This is a genomic window from Morganella psychrotolerans, assembly GCF_001676155.1.
Lineage (GTDB): Bacteria > Pseudomonadota > Gammaproteobacteria > Enterobacterales > Enterobacteriaceae > Morganella > Morganella psychrotolerans.
Window position 1 is genome coordinate 24728 of sequence record NZ_LZEW01000034.1, and the last position, 24884, is coordinate 49611.

The 24884-nt window shown below is 46.6% G+C and carries 18 protein-coding genes and 1 pseudogene; 3 read left to right on the plus strand and 16 right to left on the minus strand.

Annotation, left to right across the window (positions count from 1 at the left end; translation table 11 throughout):
• Positions 1-22: 22 nt before the first annotated feature.
• Entirely contained in the window at positions 23-895 is an 873-nt protein-coding gene (locus AYY16_RS18355) for a type VI secretion system protein TssA (protein ID WP_162271076.1), read from the minus strand.
• A 575-nt stretch (positions 896-1470) separates the two neighbouring features.
• Here AYY16_RS18355 and AYY16_RS18360 point away from each other — a divergent pair.
• On the plus strand, positions 1471-2040 hold the full coding sequence (locus AYY16_RS18360) for a transcriptional regulator domain-containing protein (RefSeq protein ID WP_082970811.1): 570 nt from the start codon (positions 1471-1473) through the stop codon (positions 2038-2040).
• Positions 2012-2185 carry a DNA -binding domain-containing protein gene (locus AYY16_RS20030; protein WP_082970812.1) on the plus strand — a complete coding sequence of 58 codons (174 nt, stop codon included), beginning with the start codon at positions 2012-2014 and terminating at the stop codon, positions 2183-2185. Before AYY16_RS18360 ends, AYY16_RS20030 begins: the two co-directional genes overlap by 29 nt.
• Before the next feature lie 84 nt (positions 2186-2269).
• Here the strand turns inward: AYY16_RS20030 and AYY16_RS18365 are convergent, their stop codons facing one another.
• The 5 genes from AYY16_RS18365 to AYY16_RS18385 form a co-directional block, all read right to left on the minus strand.
• The gene (locus tag AYY16_RS18365) at positions 2270-5587 is read right to left on the minus strand and encodes an autotransporter outer membrane beta-barrel domain-containing protein (protein ID WP_067370064.1); all 3318 of its coding nucleotides are present in this window, start codon (positions 5585-5587) and stop codon (positions 2270-2272) included.
• 479 nt (positions 5588-6066) lie between these two features.
• Positions 6067-6408 (minus strand): YfiM family lipoprotein, encoded by a 342-nt coding sequence (locus AYY16_RS18370; RefSeq protein WP_067370066.1) that lies wholly within the window; start codon positions 6406-6408, stop codon positions 6067-6069.
• Positions 6409-6466: 58 nt separating this feature from the next.
• Positions 6467-7825 carry a CDP-diacylglycerol--serine O-phosphatidyltransferase gene (gene pssA, locus AYY16_RS18375; protein WP_067370070.1) on the minus strand — a complete coding sequence of 453 codons (1359 nt, stop codon included), beginning with the start codon at positions 7823-7825 and terminating at the stop codon, positions 6467-6469.
• Positions 7826-8165: 340 nt separating this feature from the next.
• Positions 8166-10814: a bifunctional acetate--CoA ligase family protein/GNAT family N-acetyltransferase gene (locus AYY16_RS18380; RefSeq protein WP_067370071.1), complete on the minus strand. Its 2649-nt coding sequence runs from the start codon at positions 10812-10814 to the stop codon at positions 8166-8168.
• A 36-nt stretch (positions 10815-10850) separates the two neighbouring features.
• Positions 10851-11555, minus strand: coding sequence for a tRNA-uridine aminocarboxypropyltransferase (locus tag AYY16_RS18385; RefSeq protein ID WP_067370072.1), 705 nt, complete (start codon positions 11553-11555; stop codon positions 10851-10853).
• A 181-nt stretch (positions 11556-11736) separates the two neighbouring features.
• On the opposite strand from AYY16_RS18385, the gene AYY16_RS18390 reads away from it, so the two are divergent.
• The gene (locus AYY16_RS18390; RefSeq protein ID WP_067370073.1) at positions 11737-12816 is read left to right on the plus strand and encodes a tRNA/rRNA methyltransferase; all 1080 of its coding nucleotides are present in this window, start codon (positions 11737-11739) and stop codon (positions 12814-12816) included.
• A gap of 166 nt (positions 12817-12982) precedes the next feature.
• On the opposite strand, the gene AYY16_RS18395 is transcribed toward AYY16_RS18390, so the two are convergent.
• From AYY16_RS18395 to nrdF, 10 genes and pseudogenes are all read right to left on the minus strand, one after another.
• On the minus strand, positions 12983-13459 hold the full coding sequence (locus AYY16_RS18395) for a hypothetical protein (RefSeq protein WP_067370075.1): 477 nt from the start codon (positions 13457-13459) through the stop codon (positions 12983-12985).
• Between the two features lie 188 nt (positions 13460-13647).
• Positions 13648-13887 (minus strand): hypothetical protein, encoded by a 240-nt coding sequence (locus tag AYY16_RS18400; protein WP_156665032.1) that lies wholly within the window; start codon positions 13885-13887, stop codon positions 13648-13650.
• Between the two features lie 557 nt (positions 13888-14444).
• Positions 14445-15977, minus strand: coding sequence for a multidrug efflux MFS transporter permease subunit EmrB (gene emrB, locus AYY16_RS18405; protein ID WP_067370083.1), 1533 nt, complete (start codon positions 15975-15977; stop codon positions 14445-14447).
• 12 nt (positions 15978-15989) lie between these two features.
• A complete protein-coding gene (gene emrA, locus AYY16_RS18410) occupies positions 15990-17168 on the minus strand; it encodes a multidrug efflux MFS transporter periplasmic adaptor subunit EmrA (protein ID WP_067370086.1) in 1179 nt (392 codons plus the stop codon).
• A gap of 270 nt (positions 17169-17438) precedes the next feature.
• Positions 17439-17954 (minus strand): transcriptional repressor MprA, encoded by a 516-nt coding sequence (mprA, locus tag AYY16_RS18415; RefSeq protein WP_067370091.1) that lies wholly within the window; start codon positions 17952-17954, stop codon positions 17439-17441.
• A 474-nt stretch (positions 17955-18428) separates the two neighbouring features.
• The gene (locus tag AYY16_RS18420; RefSeq protein ID WP_067370094.1) at positions 18429-19613 is read right to left on the minus strand and encodes an MFS transporter; all 1185 of its coding nucleotides are present in this window, start codon (positions 19611-19613) and stop codon (positions 18429-18431) included.
• A 303-nt stretch (positions 19614-19916) separates the two neighbouring features.
• Complete coding sequence (proX, locus tag AYY16_RS18425) at positions 19917-20915, minus strand: glycine betaine/L-proline ABC transporter substrate-binding protein ProX (protein WP_067370099.1); 999 nt, start codon at positions 20913-20915, stop codon at positions 19917-19919.
• A 90-nt stretch (positions 20916-21005) separates the two neighbouring features.
• Positions 21006-22118 carry a glycine betaine/L-proline ABC transporter permease ProW gene (proW, locus tag AYY16_RS18430; protein ID WP_067370101.1) on the minus strand — a complete coding sequence of 371 codons (1113 nt, stop codon included), beginning with the start codon at positions 22116-22118 and terminating at the stop codon, positions 21006-21008.
• Positions 22105-23311 (minus strand): annotated as a pseudogene (proV, locus tag AYY16_RS18435) (glycine betaine/L-proline ABC transporter ATP-binding protein ProV). The gene proW and the pseudogene proV overlap by 14 nt, the downstream one beginning before the upstream one ends.
• Positions 23312-23919: 608 nt before the next feature.
• Positions 23920-24882, minus strand: a complete 963-nt coding sequence (gene nrdF / locus AYY16_RS18440; RefSeq protein ID WP_067370103.1) for a class 1b ribonucleoside-diphosphate reductase subunit beta — start codon at positions 24880-24882, stop codon at positions 23920-23922.
• Between the last annotated feature and the right edge of the window lie 2 nt (positions 24883-24884).

The window sequence follows — 24884 nt, forward strand, 5'->3', positions numbered from 1 at the left end:
CCTCATTGCAATATAGGAAACATTATTTCCCGGTAAATTGTTGTAAGGTACTGATTGACTCCGGAAGGAGTTTTTCAACGATTGACGCGAAATCCATACCAATCATTTGTTTTGATCGCTGAATAAAAATAGGAACAGGATGGCTTGGTTCATAGCGCTGAAAATAATCAAGGATACAATCCAGCATAATTAATACGTCCTGCCGGGAGCGTAATGTAATATCGGTCACTTTTACCGGCCCTTTCAGCCCGGTCTGTACCGGTAGTTCTGAATTATTTTCAGGATATTCTGTTTCCTGTATTCCGGTATCGTCACTCACCTGAGAAAAACTCATAAGTTGTGTAATGATACTGAGGCAGCGTGTCAGAAACTGCTTTAAGGCACTACAATCAAGGATATAGCCATCTGTATAGTGGTTTGCATATTGCTCAATTTTATCAAGCGCCAGACTGACCTGTGAGAATTGTTCTGAAAAATGGGCTATATTTAATTTTTCATTGTTATTCAGCGATGTCAGAAGTGCGCTTAATGAATTAGCATAGTTTTCGCGTATATCATTGCTGTCGATTGATGCAATATCATTAAGCGTATAATTATGGTCAGCAGTGATTTTTGTCAGTTTTAATTCTGAAATACATTGCGGAGCAGATAACCATCCGAGAGCCGCAGCATGACTACTGCGAATATCACCGTCTTCTGATTTCGGATACAGTAAGTCACTGTGATTTTCTACCAGTTCAGCCAGGTTTTGAATCCCGCTGAATAAAGAGGATATCCCGTCAATATACAAATTTGCACGTAGTGACCATAATAAAACACGTAAGTCTTTATATTGATATAATAACTCATTGGTTTTTTTCTGAGACGGCGATCCAGTTAATTTGTGGTTGTTCATCTTCTCCGGATAAGGGATTGGCAGACTCATCGAACTGAGTAAGAATAGATTCAACCTCACTAAAAAGAGGGTCAAATTCCACACCATAAATATCTTGGTCGCTTATGTTTTTCATTTCGTCACCAATGTGGTTACAGATCTGTTTAATGCAATCCTAGCCTTCATTTCACTTGCTTTAAAAGGGATAAAATTAAAGGCTGTAAATCTCACCTTGTATATTATCCGAGGATTAATCTTATGCTTTTTAACAAATTTAATAATATGCCTTGGTAAGGAGTAATCTTAGTTTTATAGGAAATATTCTTAATTTAATAGTTTTGCTCTCTGTTTTTTATCTTATAAGTTACATAATTATTTTTATTTTTCATGCGGTTATTTGTTACGCGTATGTTAACCGGCATTTTATGTTCTATATTAAGACATGTTTTTAACATAAAAGTAGAATACTGTTGCAAGTATTGGTTTTTTTCATTTTTAGTATTTTTAATTTAGCGTTAAGGTGATTTTAAAATGTTATTTAAATTTTTATAATTATTTTTATATTAAGATAGAGTCAGGTTGACAGAGGTGTTGTTATGAATGTTATGGGATGCACTGATATTGCCTGGGAATTTCTGAGACGAAATCCTGATTACATTGCTGACTGGAAAAAATATTGTGATGAGATGGAGCCAAACTATGACAATGATCCGGACAGACAAAGTATTGCTGATAAAAATGCAGAAATACGCTGGGGATTGATTAAGTATGTCGATCCGAATTGTATGGCTGCTGACTATGTTTTTTGGTCAGAGAAACTGAGTAAACGTTCCTTCAGAGTATTATTAAGTCATGAAGGTGATTTATCCGTTGGTAAAATATTAAAACGTAAAAGAACAAATCACAGAGGTATTACTTTAAATAATGGTACTTACTGTATTAAAGTTTTTAATGACTATAACTATTTTCAGTTATTTATCGGATCTGAAGAGGACCCTGAAAGTATTCTGAACAGATATATCTATATATCTCTTGATCTTAACAGAAAAAAATCAAAATACCGATATCATCAGGGACGTTCTGAGCGACAGCGTGGCGGGCTCAAACTTGTCAGAGGATATTCAACAGTTACTCAGAATGATGGACAGCCTGAATCAGGGATGTAGTCAGCGTGAGATTGCATCCAGTCTGTTTGGTCAGGAAACTGTTGATAATGAATGGTCATCAGACAGTTGGCTTCGTTCAAATATCCGCTACCGGATCAAAAAGGTGAATGACCTTATTCAGCAGGGTTATCTTAATTATATCTGACTGAAAAATACGTTTAGCTAATCAGATGATGCTGCTGCAAAAAAAAGCTGCCCGAAGGCAGCTTTCAGAGATAATCATTGATTATCAGAAATTATAACGGACACCAATCTGACCATTGATTGGTGAATAAACCGCATCACCGGCAATGTGCTGTACTTCCATATACAGATTGACGTTGTTATACAGTGCATTGAAGCCCAGCCCGAATTTACCTGTGCTGCCGGATAAGTCCATATTGATAGTATTAAAGCGGTTGAATTCTGTTTCATTGCCGTTTTCATACTGATGGTTCCATGCCGCTTTCAGGTACGGGGAGAATTGCAGATTATTATTGAAGGTGAAATCTTTCCCGACATTAACCCCGAACTCACTGGTTAATGAACGCTGATTTTTGATTTCTGCCTCCATGTCATTACTCAGTGTGATATTTTTGCTGCCCATGCTGTTATACGCTAACTGGCCGTATGGTGTGATAAATGCCTTATTACTGAAGCTGAAGGTATAGCCTGTTTCCAGCGCCATTCCCCAGACAGAGGTGGAGTAATTATCACTGCTCACGTCATAGCCGTTGGTAGATGTGGTATGCAGCTTGTTGTCGAAATGGTTATATTTCAGTAAGCCGTCAGCATACCAGCCGTTTGTATTCATATAAGTGGCGTAAGCACCGAAAGTATAGCTGTCTAAATCACTGGTGCCGGCCCGGTCATTTTTTACATTCCCTTTATCAAACCCGGTAAAGCCGCCCAGTACCAGTTTACTGTCACTGTTTAAGGCTAACTGGTAATCCGCACCCAGTTCCAGCCCTGCATGACTGAGTTTGTATTGGATCTGATCTTTATCGACCTTGGTATTGCTGCCGACACCCTGCATCCACAGACCATTCTGAATAGCATCATTGGTGCGCAGCATTTGCAGACGGGCACGCATATGGTCAACTTCGTTATTAAACATCAGTTGTGGTGCGCCGGATAATGCAAGAACTGCGCGCGCACTTGGTGTCAGACGATCCGTTGCAGTGAATGACCATGTGGTGTCATTGTGGTTACCCTGACGAGTCTGAATATTATGAATGTAAGTCCCCGCATCCATCAGATCCAGAATTTTTCCGTCAGCATCTTTCATGCCAAAAACAGCATTACTGTCACCGGCTGAGTTATTTATATAGGCAAAGTCGGCAGACTGAGGACGCATCAGAACCGCTTCTTTACCGGTATCCCGCTCGATGATGGTGACATAATGCTGACCATACGCATTATCCATATTGATATAATCAGAATTACCATTGAGGATATTGCTGTTCATGGTGAAATCTAAGGTGGTATTGCCATACTGCGCCGGATCATTATTACCCAGAGTATTGATGTTCATCTGAGTGTGACCGGCAGGGTTTTTAGTATGGACAAATGCAACATCACCTTTACCGTTTAAGGTGCCGACTGTCACAGCATCGTGCTCTTTTGTACCTTCAAAGATATCAACGGAGCTGTTGCCTTTGGTCTGGCTCAGTGCGAGATCTTCCACATACGCGCCATTGGTTGTTGCCGCGTACAGATCCAGGTTATTTTTGCCGTTAAACTGCGTTTTGCCGGTTGCTTTGCCGTTAACCTCAACAACCATATCAACACTGTCATTCAAGGTATTATTCTTAGCTTCACCGCCATTTTCAACGGTTAAATGTGAATTACCGGACAGGGTATTATCTGTTGCGAGCCCGCCATTTTTGATGACTTGCTTAACATTGGTCAGAATATTAGTGGTTGCTGTACCACTGATGATTTGCTCACCCGGTTTAGCGGCATCGGTATTATTAATAGTGTTATTTTCTGCGAAACCATCAACATACTGATTACCATCAGTGATGTTATTTTTGACACCGGCAACGCCGTCTTTTGTCACTTTCTGATCAGTATTGGTCAGCGTGTTATTTTTCGCTGTACCACTGATAATCTGCTCACCGCGTTTAGTGGCACTGTTATCAATCGTATTATTTTCAGCCAGACCTTCGACGTATTGATTACCATTGGTGATGTCATTTTTGACACCGGCAACGCCGGTTTTTTCAACTTTCTGGTCGGTGTTGGTTAGTGTGTTGGTCGTGGCAGTACCACTGATTAACTGAACGCCATGTTTGCCGTCTTTGTTATTAATGGTATTTGTTGTCGCTGTACCGCTGACAAATTGGCTGCCATTGGTGATGTTATTATTAACCGCAGTTCCTTTGACATCCTGATAGCCATTTTTAATGATGTTATCTTTGGCGGTACCACGGATATCAATGTGCTGATTTGAATCAGTCAGATTATTGGTGGTTGCTGTACCGCTGACATACTGGTTTGAACCACCGCTTAATGTATTTTTTTCCGCTGTACCGGCAACATATTGGCTGGATTTATTAGTGAATGTATTACCTTTGGCAACACCGCCGCTGTTTACATATTGCTCTGCATAATCAAATGTGGTGTCGATCGCCAGTCCGTTGTCACCAACGGTTTGTTTCGCACTCTGCGTTGTTGCTTCGTCGCCGGTAAATGTCGCATCAAGAGAGATGGCTTTGCGATCTTTTGCACCATTAAGTATTTGCTCACTGCTGCCGTTGAATGAGGCACTCTGGGAAAGTGATTTTTCTCCGACGATTTGTTTGGCTTTGTCGTTAAACGTATCATTGGTTGAAACCAGGTATTCGCCGCGATCATCCGTTGTTACTAAATTCTCATCCGTGTTTACTAAACGATCATCCTGAATATCAGTTCCTTTGATTGTCAGTGTTGCACCATTCGGATTATTTGTTTTTACATCACCGATATGAGAACCGTCCAGATACTGTTTGGATGCATCATTATACGTTCCGTTTGCAGTGCTGATTGTGACGTCGTCTTTCCGATCATTTGTATAGTTATGGCGGGTCAGCGGTAATGATGATTGAGGATTTGACGGATTCTCGTAGTCTGCACCGCGATATTTATCGTAAGCATCACTTCCGGTGATAACGACAACAGAGTCACCGCTAACAGTTAAATTATCAGTCTTACCATTGATACGGACGCTTGAATCAGTAATTGCTAAGTCTTTTACTTCGACAGAAGAGTAGAAGTATTCATAATCATAATGAACACCTATAGCGATATCATTATTTAAGTGATCTTTTTCGTATGTGAAATATTTTCCACTTTCGGTTTCGGATTCTTTTCCGACAAAAGTAGTAGTACTTGGGCTGTTTTTGATAGAACCGGTATATTTAACCGTATTGTTTTTCTGATTTGAACCCGTAAATTCAGTCTGAACAGATCCTGTTCCGCCACTAACTTTATTACCAACAACATCAATGTTTGTTGCCGCTACAGCAGCAGATACAGAAAGGGCACTCACTACCAATACGGTAATTTGTGATAATTTGAATTTCATATTTTACCTATATCCGGAATAGAATTAAAAAGAGAAAAAAGAAAATATAATGTTTATTATTATCAGGTCATTATGAATTATTTACTACTCTCTAAATAAGTAAGTTCCTATTGCGCACAGGTAATGGTATGAAAAGTGTCCTTTTTTTATTTTTGATTTAAGTGTTTGTAACTAGACATCTTATTTTCATTTAGTTAATGGTGATTAAAGGGGGATGTTTTATTTTTAACTTAAAATGAAAGCGATATTTTCATTATTATTGATATTTAAAATACTTATGATTAATTTGGTTTATATTAATGACGAGATTTGTTGCCATTGAATATTTAAGACTGATACAGGCGCGTATTTTTTTATTTTTTTATTTTTTATATTTAATTAGGTATTAATATGTAACAAGATAAGTTGATATGAAAATATAGTGTTCTTGCAATGGTTCAGGTATCCCGGCTAAGTAACTATCCCCGGGCATCAGATTTTTATTTCAGCGATTGGTACAAACTGTAACCGGCAACCGCTCCGGCAACATCATACGCAAAATCTTTTACACTCCAGCCGGTGCCGGCAGGGCGGCTGTCATAAAATTCTTTCGCGGCACCCAATGCCACAGAGAACCCGATACCGAACTGTGCGCTGTGGCGGTGTGACCAATTCTGATGGTCACCATAAGCATTACCGGCAATGGCGGCAGCGGTGGAAAAGGCAAAGTGCTGCGCTTTGTCCCGTCCGGTCCAGCTGTCATTTGCAAGATGCATGGTGCAACCGCCTGAGAGTAACAGTGCGGCCGTGAGGAGTATATGGACAGTATGTTTAAGCGGCATGATTAACTCCCTGTTAAATCCGCAAAAAAATCCCGGACAGTGCCGGGATTGGAAAACATTATAAAATTCGGCTGATCAGGCGATCCAACCGGATGCGGCGCAGGCGCCGTAACAGTTTTTTGATCTTAACCGGATAGTCACTGATAATGTCCAGATCACGGAAGCTGTTGATAACCATGGTGTTCGTGCGGATATTGGTTAACTCTTCCTGACGCTGAGATTGCAGTTCCTGTTTAGGATCATGAATCAAAATTGCATTTTCCAGATCCAATCCCCAGGCTCTCGGGTTCAGATTGTTTCCGGTTATCAGTTGCCAGTTATTATCCACCCATATTCCTTTCAGGTGATAAGTATTGTCGCTGTCTTTCCACAGGCGGACAGTTAACTGCTGACTGTCAATAAACCGTTGTAACCGTTGCATAAAGCGGCGAAGATTTATTTCATACAGGTAAGGCAGCCCGCCGATAATTTTAAATGGTTCTTCCGGCGGGATATAGAAATCGTTTGCCGTTTTATCACCGATAATAATTTCGACCTGTTTCCCGTCGCGCAGCAGGCGGCTGATAATACGTACCAGCGTTGACGGCAGATTAAAATAAGGTGTGCAGATAACCAGTTTTTCCTGTGTTGCACACATCAGATGCTCAATGGTGTTATTGAGCATATTTTTCTTGCCCAGACCAATCAGTGGTGTAACAGCCAGTTGTTCAGCACCGGCAGCAGGTGCGGTAAGCCGGTATGCGGCATTGCGCAATCCCAGGCGGAATTCACGGATCTGATTTTTAATTTCCGGCGTCCGCACACGGGTTTCGGTATCCAGTTTTTGTACCGCAGCGTCAGAAAGCAGTGTTTCATCTATAAACTGCTTCATGGTGGCAGCCAGCGCCGGGTTGCGCAGGAAGTGATAGCGGTCATAGCGGTATTTATCATGACGGTACAGATAAACGTCATTGATGCTGGCACCGCTGTAGATGACGGTGTCATCAATAATAAAGCCTTTCAGATGCAGTACACCCAGGGCTTCGCGGGTATTGACCGGAACACCGAAAATCGGGACAGTGAGGTCAGGGTGCGTTTTTGCCAGTGAGTGATACCAGTCTGCATTAGTGGCATTTGCAGCCGCACCGATGCGTCCGCGCTGTGCGCGGTGCCAGTCAACAAATACCTTAATATCTAAGTCAGGATTCGCCTGTTTGGCGGCATAAAGTGCATCAAGAAAATCCCGGCCCGCATCATCATGTTCGACATATAACGCAGGGATATAGATGGATTTCTTTGCACCGGCGATTTCTTTTAACAGACGCCCTCTGAAGTCGCTCGTGTGAAACAGCGTCTCAACATCAGTCACTGACTGTGGCAACTTCGGCAGTAGTGCAAGCTGCTGTTGGTGTTTCGCGGATTTGAATTTTGACAACATCACAGTGCGGGTAATCTCTTTAGTTATAGGCGGCGGTTACGAAATACTCTGCGCCGTGCCGGTAATGAAAAGATGAAAAGATCAGAGGATTATAACATCAGTTTGTCTGATTGTGCGCAGCAATTCACTTTCCGCCTAAGTGATAACCAAGTCTGTGCCGCATATCACGTTGTCCGGTTTTATACCCTTATTCATTAGGGCTGCAGTATATATACCCAACGTCATTCAAGATGCAGGAAGGCGGCAAGGGAAGATAGACGGGGAGCATAGATAAACTATGTGACCCGGCTGGCTGAGTGCGGCCAACACACCTGCAGTTTGAATGAATAAGGGTATAGAATCAGGTATTTTCGGACGTCAGGTGCAGCGTCAGGTTAACTATCCCGTCTTCAAACTGTGTTTCCACATTAAATCCCAGTTTTTTTGCCAGTTGGATCATATTCCGGTTTTCCGGCATGGTGATGGCGGTCAGCCGTTGGATCCCGCGTGATTTTGTGTAGCTGAGCAGTTTACGCATCAACTGGTACCCCAGGGTATTCCCTTTCAGGTCAGAGCGCACCAGAACAGCAAATTCCGCTTCCCGGTTATCCGGGTCAGACATTGCACGGGCGACACCAATAATATCGCCGGTGGTATTAATCGCGACAAATGCCATCTCCCGGTCATAATCGATCTGCGTCATTTTTGCGAGGTCATCATGTGTGAACTCACTGATTTCACTGAAATAACGATAATAAAGGTCTTCTTTGGTCACCCGGTTAATAAAGGCTTTCAGCAGAGGTTCATCTTCCGGCAAAATTGGACGAACGAGCACCGTGGCACCGTCTTTTAATTGCAGGCTCTCTTCCAGTAAGGCCGGATAAGGGCGGATAGCCAGGCGCTGTTCACCATCACCGGCAAACGGAGCTAATGTCATGGTGGCATCCAGTATGGTAAATTCCGGACCGGATGCTAATAACGGATGAAGATCCAGTGCCGTTATCTGCGGGCAATCAATAATCAGATTAGAAACCCGGACCAGTACGCGGCTCAGTCCCGTGATATCCAGAGGGTTCAATGTACTGCCGCCCGCCAGTTTACGGGTTTTGATCGCCTGAATAACCAGATAGCGCGCCAGTGCCATATTCAGCGGCGGCAGTGCGGCGGCAGCAGGCGATTCATCACTCCATTCCCGGCTGGCATCACCCAGCATAATCACCGGACCGAATACCGCATCCTGCACAACCGCTATCCGCAATTCCTGCGCGCCGGCGCGGTTTGCCATGGACTGCACAATCAGTCCGCCTATCTGTGCATCAGGGAAATTTTGGCTGACGCGGTTAATTATTGCGGCAGCAGAAACAGCAACTTCCTGTTTATCCCGCAGATAGAGCATCACGCCCTGAATTTCTGATTTATGAGCAATATCCGGTGAACGCAGCTTTAGCGCGACAGGATAACCGAGGGTATCAGCAACAGTGACGGCATCCTCCGGTGAACGGGCAATCCGGGTCGGCAGAATATTCAGCCCGCAGGCTTTCAGAACCGGCTCCACCTCATAGGTATCCAGCACCGTATTGTTATGGCGCAGGGCGTTATCAATACAGAGATGTATCTGTTGCCGGTTAGTCATCAGCCCCTCTGAGAGCGCAGGGGTTTCTGTTAACTGTTTCTGGTTACGGCGAAATTCCACCATGTGCATAAAAGCGGTCACGGCACCTTCCGGTGTCCGGTAGGTCGGGATACCGGCTTCGCTGAACAGGCGGCGGGCATCTTGTGAGGAAAACTCGCCGCACCAGTTAGTGAAGATTGTCAGCCAGCGGCTGCGCGGATGCTCACGGATGGCACTGATAATCCGCGCCGCCGTTTCCTGACCCGGCGCGGTTGCAGCCGGAGAATGGATTATCAGCAGAGCATCATGATCATGGCTGTCAAGCAGGGCATTGAGTGTGGTGATGTAGCGATCCACCGTGGCGTCATCACGCAGATCCAGCGGGTTGTTTATCACGAAATCATCGGGCAGCACAGCCGTCAGCGCGCTGCGGGTTTCATCACTGAGCCCGGCAATTTTACCCTGGCGGCGGAATAGCTCATCAAGTGCCATGGCGGCGGGTGCCGCGCCGTTACTTATCATTGCCAGGCGTTCACCGCGCAGCGGTTTCATAAAGGTGAGTGTTTCCACGGCTGAAAACATTTCGTGGGTATCCTGCACCCGCAGCAGACCCGCCCGCTGGATAGCGGCATCATAAGCAATATCGAGGCTCGGTGTTTCGCCTGCCAGCAATTGCGCGCGTTGTGTCCTGCCACTTTTTACCACCAGTATCGGTTTATTGCGCGATGCACTGCGGGCGGCAGACATAAAGCGGCGTGCATCATGAATATGTTCAAGATAAAGCAGGATCGCACTGGTTTTGCTGTCACGGGCCAGAAAATCAAGGATATCGTCGATATCGATATCCGCGCTGCTCCCGAGTGCAATAAAGTAAGAAAAGCCGATTGCCCGCTGCTGTGCCCAGTCCAGAATAGTGTTTGAGACAGCGGCAGATTGTGAAATAAAGGCGAGTTTTCCTTTGAGCACCGGAACGGGGGAAAAACTGGCATTCAGCCCCTGCCAGGGCGCGAGGACACCCAGGCTGTTCGGCCCTAACAGGCGGATATTATAATCCCGGCAGGTCTGTTTCAGTTCCTCTGTCTGAGAGGAGGGGGCAGAAAGAATGATCACGGTACGACAACCCCGCTCACCTAAATCGCGGAGCAGGGCAATATTGCGTTTGGGATGGGTACAGATAATGGCCAGATCAGGCACCAGAGGCAAATCAGCCACGCAGGCATACGCGAGCACCCCCTGAACAGAACTGCGGGATGGCGTCACCGGCATGACCGGACCGGCAAAACCGCCTTTCAGCAGATTACTCATCATCCGGGAACCGGCTCTGTGTGGTTTTTCAGACGCGCCGATAACGGCAATCGATTTAGGCCGGAGTAATGCTTCAAGGCCGCGCTGGCTCATGGTATTTCCCTCAGTCAGGTTCCCGTGAGCTTTAATTTAGCCTAAAAGTTGTTCCTGTGCTGCAATTTGTGCCACCGGAAGATGTGACTTGCCCTTCAAATACTGATAGCGGAAGTAGATAAAGTGATCCAGCAGCTGTTTTCCGGCAGCGCTATCGCCCGCCATGATTAATGCAGCAGCCGCCACTTCGGCAGTACAGTGCTGATCTTCCCGCGCCGCGACCCGCAGCAGATAATCTTTTTGCGCAATGTCATTGATCGACAACAGCGGAATATCATTAAGATACGGGCTTTTGCGGAACATTTTACGCGCTTCGGGCCAGGTGCCATCAAGCAGAATAAACAGCGGCGGTTTGGTATTTTCCGGCACATCTGTGAATACCCGGCGCGGTGGTGTGGCATACGCCTGCGGGAAAATCAGGTACGGCTGACGGGACGGGTCACGCAGAAGTGTCAGCAGCGCCTCATCAGGATCGGTTCGTGACCACATGAAGGCCTGAGTATCGGGCAATATATCGGCAATAAGTTTTCCGGTATTGCTGGGTTTGAGCGGCTCGGTATCATACATCAGCAGACAGAACTGACTGCGTGCCGGCTGTGTTTTTATGGTGTCACACAAACAATTTTTTTCCGGTAACAGGCAGTCATTACAACGTGTTACACGACATCCCCGTGCGCGGAACGGGCGGGTGGATTGCATCAGGCGGCGCTGACGTAACTGGTGAACTGAATTGGTCTTCATCTTTATCGGCTGGTCTTCACAAAAAACAGTATGCATTGTACTGTTATCGCTGCACAATAGCATGATTTTTCGCGGAGGTGCCTGAGTTCAGCGCCTCCGGCGGGGGCGGCCGGTTATGATAACTGGTAAGTCCGGCTGACATCGGGTAATCTTCGCCCCCGGAATGGCGTGGGAGAGAGACATGAACGATTCTTATAGTGGTAAAAACGGCAAAGTTAAAGTGATGTATGTCCGCAGTGAGGACAAACCGGATAGTCAGAAAAAATCTGACGGACGTGGCGGCAGAGGACCTGACCGTGGCGATCGTAATAACCGGGGTCAGCGTAATGATCGCAATGACCGTAATGATCGCGGCGACCGCAATGATCGTGGTGATCGCAGAGGGCAGAGTGCCTATTCTGAAGATGAACGCTCACCATGGAAAACGGTTTCCCGTCAGCCTAAAGAGGGTGAAGAGGGACTGGTTCCGGATCACGGTGGTATCAGTGGTAAAAGCCAGATAGACCCGGCTCAGCTGCGTCGCCAGCGTCAGGAAGAAACCCGGATCTACGGTGAAAATGCCTGTCAGGCTATGTTCCGCAGCCGCCCTGAGCGCATTGTCCGCGCCTGGTTTGAGCAATCTGTTACGCCGCGTTTTCGCGATGCACTGATATGGATGGCGGCAAACCGCAAAGCCTATCATGTGGTTGAAGAAGACGAACTGGCGAAAGCATCCGGTACAGAACATCACGGCGGCGTTTGCTTCCTGATTAAAAAACGCAGCGGTGTGAGTGCAGAAAGTTATCTGCAAACCGCCGGTGAAAAGGATTGCGTGCTGGCACTGGAAAATGTTGCTAATCCGCATAACCTCGGCGGGATCATGCGCAGTTGTGCGCATTTCGGTGTTAACGGTGTGATTTTACAGGACTCGTCATTGCTGGAGTCTGGTGCGGCTGTCCGTACTGCGGAAGGCGGTGCGGAGCATCTGGTCGGGATTGATGCTGATGGTTTAACCGGCACACTGGATACTTTCCGCAAGCAGGGTTACGCCATCATTACCACCTCCAGCCATAAAGGCAGCACTGATCTGGCGAAAGCCGACCTGCCTGCAAAAATGGTACTGGTTCTGGGCGAAGAGAGTGATGGCCTGAGCGATTCCGTCTGGGAAGGCGGTGATATGCGTCTGTCCGTCGGCGGTACAGGTAATGTGGAAAGCCTGAACGTTTCTGTTGCGACCGGTATTATTCTGGCGCGCTGGTGGCAGCAAAATAAAGTCGGTTAATGTTATATACCCAACGTCATTCAGGATGCAGGAAGGCGGCAAGCTCCGATTGCCGGGGAGCATACATAAATGTGACCCGGCTGGCTGAGTACCGCCAACGAACCTGCGGTTTGAATGAATAAGGGTATATTACGGACTATCAGCCCGGTCATTATGACCGGGTTTTTTAATTGATTAAATGCACGGTAAGCAGATTTTTAACCGCACCTGAATCCAGCGCCTTATGATACGTATATGAATTTTCAGAATAAATATCAAGAGGACGCCATTTTCTGATTCGCCCGTCATCCAGCGTGATTTTTCCTGCCATCAAAATCCGGTGTTGACGATCAATTAATCGTTCAAATACCTTTTCCGGAATGTAATGTTGCAGGTTATTGGTTGGTAACGACGGCAGTATACAATTCACCATTTCCGGTTTTTTATTATGAATATAAAAATATACTTCACCTGTAACGCACAGGTAAATATCACGTGTTTTGTTATGACGAAAATAGTAGTGATCGTCGATTTTAGTCAGATGATAATCTGTTAATGCATTATCACGCAGCTTAGCATGTCCTCCCGGCAGATAATTATGAATATCCCATTTAGGAATATTAACTCGGTTTATTAGTTTATCTAGCAATTCAGATATGGACACCCTTGCTGCCTATTCCTTAAAATTTTAATGGCGTACTTTACATTTATTTCATTATTACACTATATAATAAATCGTTTGTTTATTTATAAAAAACAAAAAAACCATGCCGAAGCATGGTGCAAATTTGCAATAAAAATAAAATAGGTATGGCAGGCAGTTATTAATACATCTACATCATGACGTTCTCCTTAACGAATTAAATGCAGTGGTAATAAACGGTTAATGGATGGTGATTTTAATATGGACATATGGAACTCATTCTGTGAACTATATTTGTCGGATAAATACCAATGGGTCATTCGTCCATGACAAAAATGTGCAGCACCCGCCAGCAGGATATCATTTTCAGATTCCATCCGTGATAACTGAGTGCGCAGGCTCAGGTCTGTTTCTGTGATGTATTGACTATCGGCCTGAGTCTGTGCCATGCGGATCATCACACCATGGTGATGATGACTGATATAGAAACAGATAACGCCGTTTAAAGCAGGATAATGAATGTTAGTGCTGCTATTAATAATGTAATAACTATTATCCTGACGAGTTAATATAAAATCACCAGTTTTGTTGGTTTCTGTTTTTTTTGTTTTTTTAATGTTGAAAATAATGTGATTAATTTATTTTCTGAATCTGATGGTGTATTTTTGTTTTCTGTTGGCATTGTCATAAACATCCTTGTTTATATCTGTTTTCTGTCCGTGAAAAAAGAATAGCAGGATGAACGTTTTAGGTGCAAGTAAATAATGTGTTAATAAAATCTTGTTTCCTTTTTATTTAATTAATTACATTCTGAATTTATTGTTTAATTTTATTTCCCGCCTGAATGTAAAAAGGCACCGAAGTGCCTTATTTATACCCTTATTCATTCAAACTGCAGGTTCGTTGGCGGCGCTCAGCCCGCCGGGTCACATACTGATGTATGCTCCCCGGCAGCCGGAGCTTGCCGCCTGCCTGCACCTTGAATGACGCTGGGTATATATACTTGCTAATGCGCACCACCGCCACCGCCACCCGCGGTAAAAGGCGGTCTGGCGAACCAGACCAGCAGTGTCAGTACCAGGAATACCCCTGCGGATAACCAAAAGATCTCATTAGCCGATATTATCAGCGCCTGATCGGTGATGATTTTTGCGATATACGCAGACGACTGCTGTTGCGTCATCCCCATTTCACCCAGAGTGTGGTACATCTGTTGCGAGTCGGGGTTAAACGGGTTGATGTGTTCCGCAAAATTGGCGTGATGCATGGATTCCCGCTGAGTCCACATGGTGGTGGTAATTGAGGTTCCGATAGCCCCGGCCAGTGTTCTCAGGAAGTTTGACAGACTGGATGCCGATGCCATTTTCTCCGGCGGCAGACCGGAGAGTGTAATGGTGGTCAGCGGCATAAAGAAACAGGCAATTGCCAGCCCCTGGAAAAACTGTGGCCAGGCGGCGGTGGCAAAGTCCATTCCCGGTTCAAATGTATATGCCCGCCAGTAGTAGCAGACGGTATACATAATGAAGCTGAATGTCACAATGATCCGGTAATCAATTTTATGGGCATATTTGCCGATAATCGGCGTTATCAGCAGTGGCAGTATCCCGATTGGTGCGGAAGCCAGCCCGGCCTGGGTCGCGGTATAACCGAATACCCCCTGTAACAGTTGCGGTAACAGAACAATTGTCCCGAAATAGAGCATATAGGCAAGGCTCAGGCTGAGACAGCCGATGGTAAAGTTCCGGCTCTTAAACAGTGACAAATCCACGACCGGGTGGTCATCGGTCAGTTCCCAGACAATCAGGAAGATGATGGCGATAACGGCAATAACCGTAAGGACTATTATCTCTGTGGAGTTAAACCAATCCAGCTCTTTGCCCTGGTCGAGCATAATTTGCAGGCAGCCGATACCAAGAACCAGTAAAACCAGCCCGACCGTATCTATCGGACGGATTTCTGTTTTTGTTTCGCGGCCTTTCAGGGTTTTTGCTGTCAGCATCATTATCACAATACCAAAGGGTACGTTGATAAAGAAAATCCAGCCCCAGTGATAGTTATCACTGATATAACCGCCGAGAATAGGCCCGCAGATAGGGGCGACCACAATCGTCATCGACCAGAGCGCAAGCGCCATTGCGCGTTTTGCGGGGGGATAGTTATTCAGCAGCAGGCTTTGCGATAACGGAATCAGGGGACCGGCAACCAGCCCCTGGATAACCCGGAAAAAAATCAGCATGCCTAAGCTGTCGGAGATCCCGCACAACCAGGACGAAATGGCGAACAGGGCGGTAGACCACATAAACAGCCGCACTTCCCCGAACCGTTTTGCCAGCCAGCCGGTGATCGGGATAGAAATGGCGTTTGCGACACCAAAGGAGGTAATCACCCAGATGCCCTGCGAGTTTGATGAACCCAGGTTACCTGAAATGGTCGGGATTGCCACATTGGCAATGGTGGAGTCGAGTACCTGCATAAAGGTTGCCAGCGACAGGGCAATCGTCATCCAGGCCAGTCTTGCTCCGCTCAGTGGCGCTTGCATAGCCCTGACTCCTTACTGACCGGCATTGTGTTTAATAATGTCAGCGATTATCTGATCCGCAGGCTGCATATCAATGCTCAGTGCATTGGTATGATATGCCGGTGTTGTACGTACATTTTGTGACAGCACCGGGCCTTGCGTATTTTGTGTGTCGACAGTCACCTCACCGGAAAGTCCGATACGCAGCGGGTATTGCTCCAGTTCTGCCGGGTCCAGTGAAATACGGACAGGCAGGCGCTGAACCACTTTTATCCAGTTACCGCTGGCATTTTGTGCGGGGAGCAGTGAAAAGGCGCTGCCGGTTCCCATGTCCAGTCCGGTGACTGTGCCGTGAAAGACAATGTCATCACCGTAGAAGTCGGTTATTACCTTAACGGGTTGTCCGATACGCATGGCGCTGAGTTGTGTTTCTTTGAAATTGGCATCAATCCACATTCCTTTTGCCGGGACGACGGCCATCAGCGGGGTGGACGGGCTGATTTGCGCACCGACCTGCACACTGCGCCGGGAAACATAGCCATCGACCGGGCTGCGGATATCGGTTCGCGCCAGTGCCAGCCAGGCATTGCGTACTTCTGTGGCAGCCTGTTTTACAGCCGGTTGTTCATTCAGCGGTGTATCCAGAATAAATGCTTTGTTAGCATTAAACAGTTCAGTGGCGACATCCAGCTGCGCTTTGGCGCTGACGACGGCTTCACGGGCATGTTGCAGCTCTTCTTTGCCGATCACATTCTGCGCCCCGAGGACTTCACGGCGCTTCAGATCGTTTTGTAAACGGGAGAGTTCTGAGCGACGCACTTCAATCCCGGCCTGCAACTGGCGGCTGTTAACCATCTGCTGGCGGGTCTGGCGGACACTGTTTGCCAGGCTAATCTGTGCTTTATCCAGTGCCAGTTCTGCATCCCGCTTATCGAGCTGAACCAGCAGCGAGCCTGCGGTAACATAGTCTGTATTATCAGCACTCACGGTGGTGACACTGCCGGAAACCTGTGACATAACAATCACCTGATTACCGGTGATATACGCATTATCCGTAGATTCGTGGTGACGGAGTACGGTAAACCAATATGCGGTATACGCCGCACCAAGCAGGATGAAGAGTAACGTCAGTAACATCAGGGTATTACGGCGTTGTCGTTTTTTGTTACGGACCTGGGGTTTTGTAGCCTGAGTTTCCTCACTGACACTCATCAGTTTTCTCCGGATATATTTCTTATTTTAAGGTGTTTTTTATGGCATTTCAGGTAACTGATCCGGCAATTTAGCCGGTAACAGGAACAGGCTTGCGGTTGTCGTAACTGTTGTATACGACAACCGCAAGCCCTGATGGCAGTACATCAATTGATGTCAGGAAATGTCAGCCTGTGAAGAATAAATGATCCGGGCCAACAGGAAAGGATTTTTTGCGCCTTCGTGTTGAGAAAAGCTCGTATTCATTAACCTTAAACAATAAAAGGTTATTTAGTTATCGTTCTTATCCAGCTGGATAAGCAGTTTGCGCATCAGTTTTTCCAGGCTTTTCTGTTCACCTTCTTCCAGAGCAGACCAGATATGGCGCAGTGCATCATGCTGAGGCGGCAGCAGACTGTGCAGAAAATCCGTTCCTTTATCCGTCAGATGCAGATGCAGGCAACGGCGGTCATTGTGGCTCTCTTTGCGCTCAATCCAGCCATTTTTCTCCAGTTCATCCGCAATACGGGTTGCATTTGTGCGGGAAGAGCCGAGTGCGGCACTCAGTTCAGATGGCTGAATACTGTGTGATTCTTTAGTATCAAGGATCATCAGTGCCATAAATAACGTTTCGTTTATGCCCTGAGATTTCAGCATACTGTTACGCTTTTCTAATAATTTGCTCTGAACGTGCATTGAGAGCCGGGTCAGTAAAATTTCCTGATACGGTAAGTCTGCACCCAGGCTTTTTTGCTGTGATATACGGCTGTTGAGCAACTCTTCTGTCGGTGTAAATGAACTTTCCATTATTGAGATACCTTATTAGTTTCTGTTGGTACGATAACTTAGCTATCACCCGGCTGAATGGTCAGCTAAAAGATTAATTTAACAATTATAGCAGGTTAATATCACGATGTTTCGTTTGATAATGATAACTGATTCATAAATTTTGTGAATGTTATTTGTAAAAAACACGTATTTTTTAGCAAATCACTTACATTGTTGCTACAGAGTGATTGATCTCAATTATGCGTAATTTCCGCGACATAAATGGCGTCAATTTTTATTAGCGACCTATTGCATTGAATAAGATGTAATGGGTCACATTGCCGTTATGGTAGTGATTATCGCTGTGGTATCTATTTTACGTGGTCGAAAATTATTTTCTTTGATTAACTGTGTTATTTGTAACTTTTTATGAAGGGATAATCTACAGACGGTAGATTATTATTCGAGATTCGTTCAGTTTTTGAGTGAAAAAAACACCCGAAGGTGTTTTTTTCAGAGGGAAGCGTTGTCAGGTGCGTGTTGCCTGCACGACGTGTCTGTTATCTGAGGGACATCATGCTTTTTTCCGGCGAGCCAGATAACCAGTCCTGTCACACTGAGCGCACCGCCGCTGTAACAGACACCTATCCAGCCGTAGTGGCTGTAAGCATAGCCTGACAGCAGTGAACCGAGTGCGCCGCCTAAAAAATAGCAGGTCATATAACCGGCGGTCAGGCGGCTGCGTGCCTCCGGCATCATTCTGTAGAGGGTACTCTGGTTGGTGACGTGAATCGCCTGTACGGCGAGATCAAGAATAACCACACCGGCAATAAATGCCGCGACCGAATACCCGGCAAAGGCAATCGGAACCCACGAGAGCAGAAGCAGCAACAGACCCGCGCTGGTGGTCTGACGACCTTTGCCTTTATCCACAAAGCGTCCTGCCTGTCCTGCCATCAGTGCGCCCGCCGCACCCGCCAGACCGAACAGACCAATAGTACTTTCTGAGTAATTAAACGGGTCTGAAGACAGCAGAAATGCCATAGAGGTCCAGAGCAGACCAAATGACGCAAAGGCAATTGCCCCGAGCGCTGCACGAACCCGTAATACCGGTGTGCGGACAAACAGCACAACAATGGACACCAGCAGTTGTCTGTATTTCAGATTAGACACCTGTTTGTATTGCGGCAGACGGAACCAGAGGATCAGTGCGAGCAGGACGAGCAGCCCGGATGCGACCCAATAAATTGTCCGCCAGCCGCCGAATTCTGCCAGAACACCGGCAACTGTCCGTGCCAGCAGTATCCCGAGCAGCAGCCCGCTCATAATAATCCCGACGGCTTTACCACGGTGCTGCGGTTTTGCCAGTGTCGCTGCAAGAGGGATAAGCACTTGTGCCACAACAGAGAACATGCCGGCGAGTGCGGTTCCCAGCAATAATTGCCAGAGTGTCTGTGACATTGCCGAGATAAGCAGCCCGATTGCCGAAAGCAGCGTCATGGTGACGATAAGGTTACGACGCTCAAATTTGTCGCCGAGCGGAACAATAAACATCAGACCGGCGGCATAACTGAGCTGTGCTGCGGTGACAATAAAGCCCGCCATACCGGCAGTGACGCCGAATTGCGTGGCGATAGTATCGAGCAGCGGCTGTGAATAGTAATTGCTTGCCACTAATAAACCGGTGGCAATTGCCATCAGGCAGATAAGTCCCGGGGTCAGGACGGCATCAGGTGTCTTTTTTTTTCATTATGTCCGGATTTTCAGATGTACGGATTACAGTGATAAAGGCATATACCCAACGTCATTCAAGATGCAGGAAGGCGGCAATCGGAGTGCGGCCAACGCACCTGGAGTTTGAATGAATAAGGGTATTACGGGGCGCTACTATATAGAAACCGGGGGGGGAAGGGGTATTCATTTTGTGAGTTAAATCACATTTCATTGAGCAAAAAAACAGCCATGCAAGCATGGCTGTGAGGTATAAAAACTAAAAATTGATTATTTTTCAGCCGCCTGACGCGCCCGGCTAATCCATCCGTCAAATGTGGACTGATTCGCTTTAATCCAGGCATTTGCATGGCGCTCAATATCAGCCTGTGAGTTTTGTCCGTCATGCATACGCAGGTTCTGGGCATTGATCGCCGCCACCGGCAGTTTCATGATGGCAAACAGCTCAGCCGCTGCCGGGTTTTTCTCAGCCCAGGCTTTGTTTGCTGTAATATGCATGGTGCTTGGCGGGAAACCGTAGTTTTTACCGTTTGGTAATTTTGTCTCGATTTTTTCACCATCCGGCATAGAGGAAAACGGCACCTGTAACCAGACCACATCGCGACCCGGTTTAAGTTCGTCACTTATCCAGTACGGGGTCCAGGTGTAATACAGGATAGGTTTTCCTTCTTTATAACGCGTGATGGTGTCAGCCATCATTGCGGCATAGTTACCCTGATTATGTTCAACCGTATTATTCAGTTTGTATGCTTTCAGATGATTGTTAATGGCGGCCTCGCAGCCCCAGCCCGGATTACAGCCGGTCAGGTCAGCTTTGCCGTTGCCGTTGGTATCAAACAGTTTGGCGATTTCAGGGTCTTTTAACTGCTCAATATTGGTAATGTTATATTTCTCAGCGGTTTTCTTATCAATAAGATACCCCTGAGCGGCATTCACGACATAATCCCCTTTACGGTAAAATTTGTCGTCGCCACCGGCGGCTTTGTACTGTGAATTATGCAGAGGCACCCAGCTTACTGCCATAAATGTGGCATCACCGTTGGCGATAGACGCATAAGCGACGTTGTAATCCACTTCCTGAATCGGCTGTACATCATAGCCGAGCTCTTCCAGGGCTTTATTGACGATAAGGGTCTGAAATGTCTCTTCAGTGATGGTGCTTTGTACAGGCAGCACTTTGATCCCTTTGCCGGGCAGGGCTGTATCCGCAAGCGCCTGAGTACCAATGAGTGCCGATAAGGCGATTGCCATAATTGCTGTCTTACGCATCGTTTTCCCTCTTGTTGTGCCTGCCGCAGACCGGGGTGATGTGCCGCAGGGTGATAATTCGCCGGGAGCCGGGCTCCCGGGGATGGTGTATTACGGTGTGCGGCGGAACGGGCGGGTGATAAGACCGGTAGGTCCGGTGTGATACCAGCGGCGTCCGGCTTTGGCTCGGGAGTCTTTCCCGAGCGACTGGGTCAGGCGGTCAAGAATGATGGCAAGGATAACAATCCCCGCACCGCCGACAGAGGCGAGTCCCATATCCAGACGACCAATACCGCGCAGAACCATTTGTCCCAGACCACCGACGGCTATCATCGAGGCGATAACTACCATCGACAGCGCCAGCATCAGTGTCTGGTTAATTCCCGCCATGATGGTCGGCATCGCCAGCGGTAACTGCACTTTGAATAGCATCTGGCGCGGATTGGCACCAAATGATTCAGCCGCTTCAATCAGATCCGCGGGCACCTGTTTTATCCCCAGAATGGTCAGGCGGATAACCGGTGGCAGTGCAAAGATAATGGTGACCACAACGCCCGGCACGTTACCGATACCAAACAGCATGACAATCGGCACCAGATAAACGAATGCCGGTGTGGTCTGCATGGCATCAAGCAGCGGACGGATTATTTTTGCCGCGCGTTCATGGCGCGCCAGTGCAATACCTGTCGGCAGTCCGATAAGAATACAGAACATCAGGGCGGTCAGCACCAGTGACAGTGTTACCATTGCCTCAGTCCATGCACCGATCGCACCAATAAATGTCAGTGATATCAGGCTGGTAATACCTAAGCCTTTGCCGCTCATCTGCCAGGCAATCAGGGCAAAAATCACAATAGCGACAGGTGCCGGTATTGCGGTCAGACCCTGCTCAAAGCTGCTGAGAACAAAATCAATCGGAACACGGATCCCCTGAAATACCGGGCGGAAGTGCAGTACAACCCAGTTGATGATATCGGTTACCCAGCTATCGAACGGGATCAGGGAGTGATCAAACGGATGTGTCCAGTCAAATGCGGGACCCGCTGCGTCACCGGCAGCGCCGGCATCAAGCCAGTTTGTGCCGCTGTCTGTGGTTCCTCCCCACGGATCAGCGTCTGCACCGCTACCGGTATCAGCCCACGGATCAGTACTGCCTGCGGTATCCTGTTCAGAGGTTGCCGCCCACGGGTCCTGCTCTGTGTCTGTCTGATTATTCGGGTTCATTCGGCGTCTCCTTATCTAAAGCCTGAAGCAACATCCCTTTAGAGATGACGCCGATATAGCGGTTGTTTTCACCGGTAACCGGCACCGCACACGAAGATTGTCCGACCACGGTCAGCAGCTCATTGAGCGGTGTGTCAGCACTGACTGCCTGAGGTTCACTCAGGATGGCATCCGTAATGGTTTTTTTTCTCTTTCAGCGCGGCTTCAAGTGAGGCGACAGAGACTATGCCTGCAAATTTCTGTCCGCGCTCAATCAGATAACCGTATTCACGATCATCATCATTCAGTACTTTCAGCGCAGAGCGCGGTCCGAAACCGGGAGCCACATGCAGCAGGGCATCAGCACGGCGGCGGGCGATATCTTTGGCACTGAATACGTGACTGATATCAACACCACGGAAGAAGGTACGGACATAATCATTCGCCGGATTATTCAGAATTTCATCCGGTGTACCGATCTGCACGACAATCCCGCCCTGCATAATCGCGATACGGTCGCCGATACGCATGGCTTCATCGAGATCATGGGAGATAAAGACAATGGTGCGCTGTTTATCGCCCTGGAGGCTCAGCAGCTCATCCTGCATTTCTGTGCGGATCAGCGGGTCGAGTGCGGAGAAGGCTTCATCCATCAGCAGAATATCCGGGTCATTCGCCAGCGCGCGGGCAAGGCCGATACGCTGACGCATTCCGCCGGAAAGCTCATCCGGGTATGAATTCGCCCATTGTTCCAGGTTGACCTGTTTCAGGGAATCGAGTGCCCGCGTGTGGCGTTCGGCTTTATCCATTCCGGCAAGTTCAAGGCCGAATGCGGTATTTTCGATAACTGACATGTGCGGCATCAGTGCAAAGGACTGAAATACCATACTGATTTTTTTACGCCGGACTTCGCGTAGTGCCTGGTCTGAGATAACCGCGATATCTTCGCCGTCTATCAGCACCTGGCCGCGTGTCGGTTCAATCAGGCGATTGAGAAGACGAACTAAGGTAGATTTCCCTGAACCGCTCAGTCCCATAATGACGAATATTTCGCCTTCTTCAATGGCCAGATTTGCATCCTGTACCCCGATAGTGGCACCGGTTTTTTCAAATATCTGATCTTTACTCAGACCCTGATTTAATAATTCAAAGGCAAGCTTAGGATGCTCACCAAATATTTTATAAAGATTTTTAACTTCGAGTTTTATCGCCATGCATTATATCCATTCAGAATTAATGTGGATGTCAGATTCGTAAATAGGCTCTCCTCCCTGAAAAAAAAACGTTATTTACCCTAACACACGAGATAATGCTGACAACCCCTTGATTATGAGAATTAATCAAAATAGCCCCGGATATTTGTATCTGAAAGAGGTGTAAACTTAGTTATTTGTCTTTTTTGTTAACATATTAATAATGTGGTTGGTGTGATGGTACAAATAGCAGTGAAAGTTAGCCAGCCCTTTGTTTTAACCCTTATTTACCGGATGTACTGTAAGCGGGAAGAAAACAATAATCCGGGATAATAACCGGGCTTTATCAGGATATGAAAGAGAAGAAAAAAAAACAGGCAAAAAAAATCAACCAGGTTAAGTATTATTTAATAATATCTATAGATTACTATCTGGTGATATGAGGATATTGCAGTTAAGTTTTAAAATTACTCGGTAAAAATACCGTAATTTATGATAATAAGGATATTAAAAATTGGTTATTCAGGTTGTTTTTTGAACTGAAAAAGCACTGATATAAATAACCTTAAATATCAGTGCATTGGTAAAGCGTGCTGCAAAAGGGCCACAGATTAATAAAAGTGATTGGTTTAAAAATTCCAGTCCTCATCTTCTGTATTAATGGCCTTTCCTATGACATAAGATGACCCCGAGCCGGAGAAGAAATCATGGTTCTCATTCGCATCCGGGGATAATGCCGATAATATAGCCGGACTGACATCGGTTACACTGTCCGGAAATAAGGCTTCATAACCCAAATTCATCAGGGATTTATTGGCATTATAATGCAGAAATTTAATCACATCTTCAGACCATCCGACAACGTCATATAATTTCCGGGTGTAATTGATTTCATTTTCATATAAATCAAATAACAGGCTGAAGGTGAATTCTTTTATTTCCTGCCGGGTTTTTTCTTCATAATTGAGCAATGCCCGCTGAAATTTATACCCGATATAATAACCATGTACAGCCTCATCGCGGATAATCAACCGGATCAAATCGGCGGTATTTGTCAGCTTGGCGCGGCTCGACCAGTACATCGGCAAATAGAATCCGGAATAGAATAAGAAGGATTCGAGAAAGACGCTGGCGACTTTCTTTTTCAGCGGATGCGGGTCGCGGTAATAGCTGAGAATAATATCCGCTTTATTTTGCAGGGTGGGCTCTTCTTCACTCCAGCGGTAGGCATCATCAATCTCCTGTGTAGAGCAGAGTGTGGAGAAAACGGAGCTGTAAGAGCGGGCATGGACCGCTTCCATAAAACCGATATTGGAGAGTACCGCTTCTTCATGCGGGGTTTGAGCATCCGGGATCAGTGCCGGTGCGCCGACGGTATTCTGAATCGTATCGAGCAGCGTCAACCCGGTGAATACACGGATGGTCAGTTGTTTTTCATCCTGTGTCAGTGTCTGCCAGGACGGAATATCATTCGACAGCGGAATTTTTTCCGGCAGCCAGAAGTTGCTGGTCAGTCGGTTCCACACTTCCAGGTCTTTGTCATCCTCTATGCGGTTCCAGTTTATTGCCGAAACGCGGCTTAATGTTGTCATGG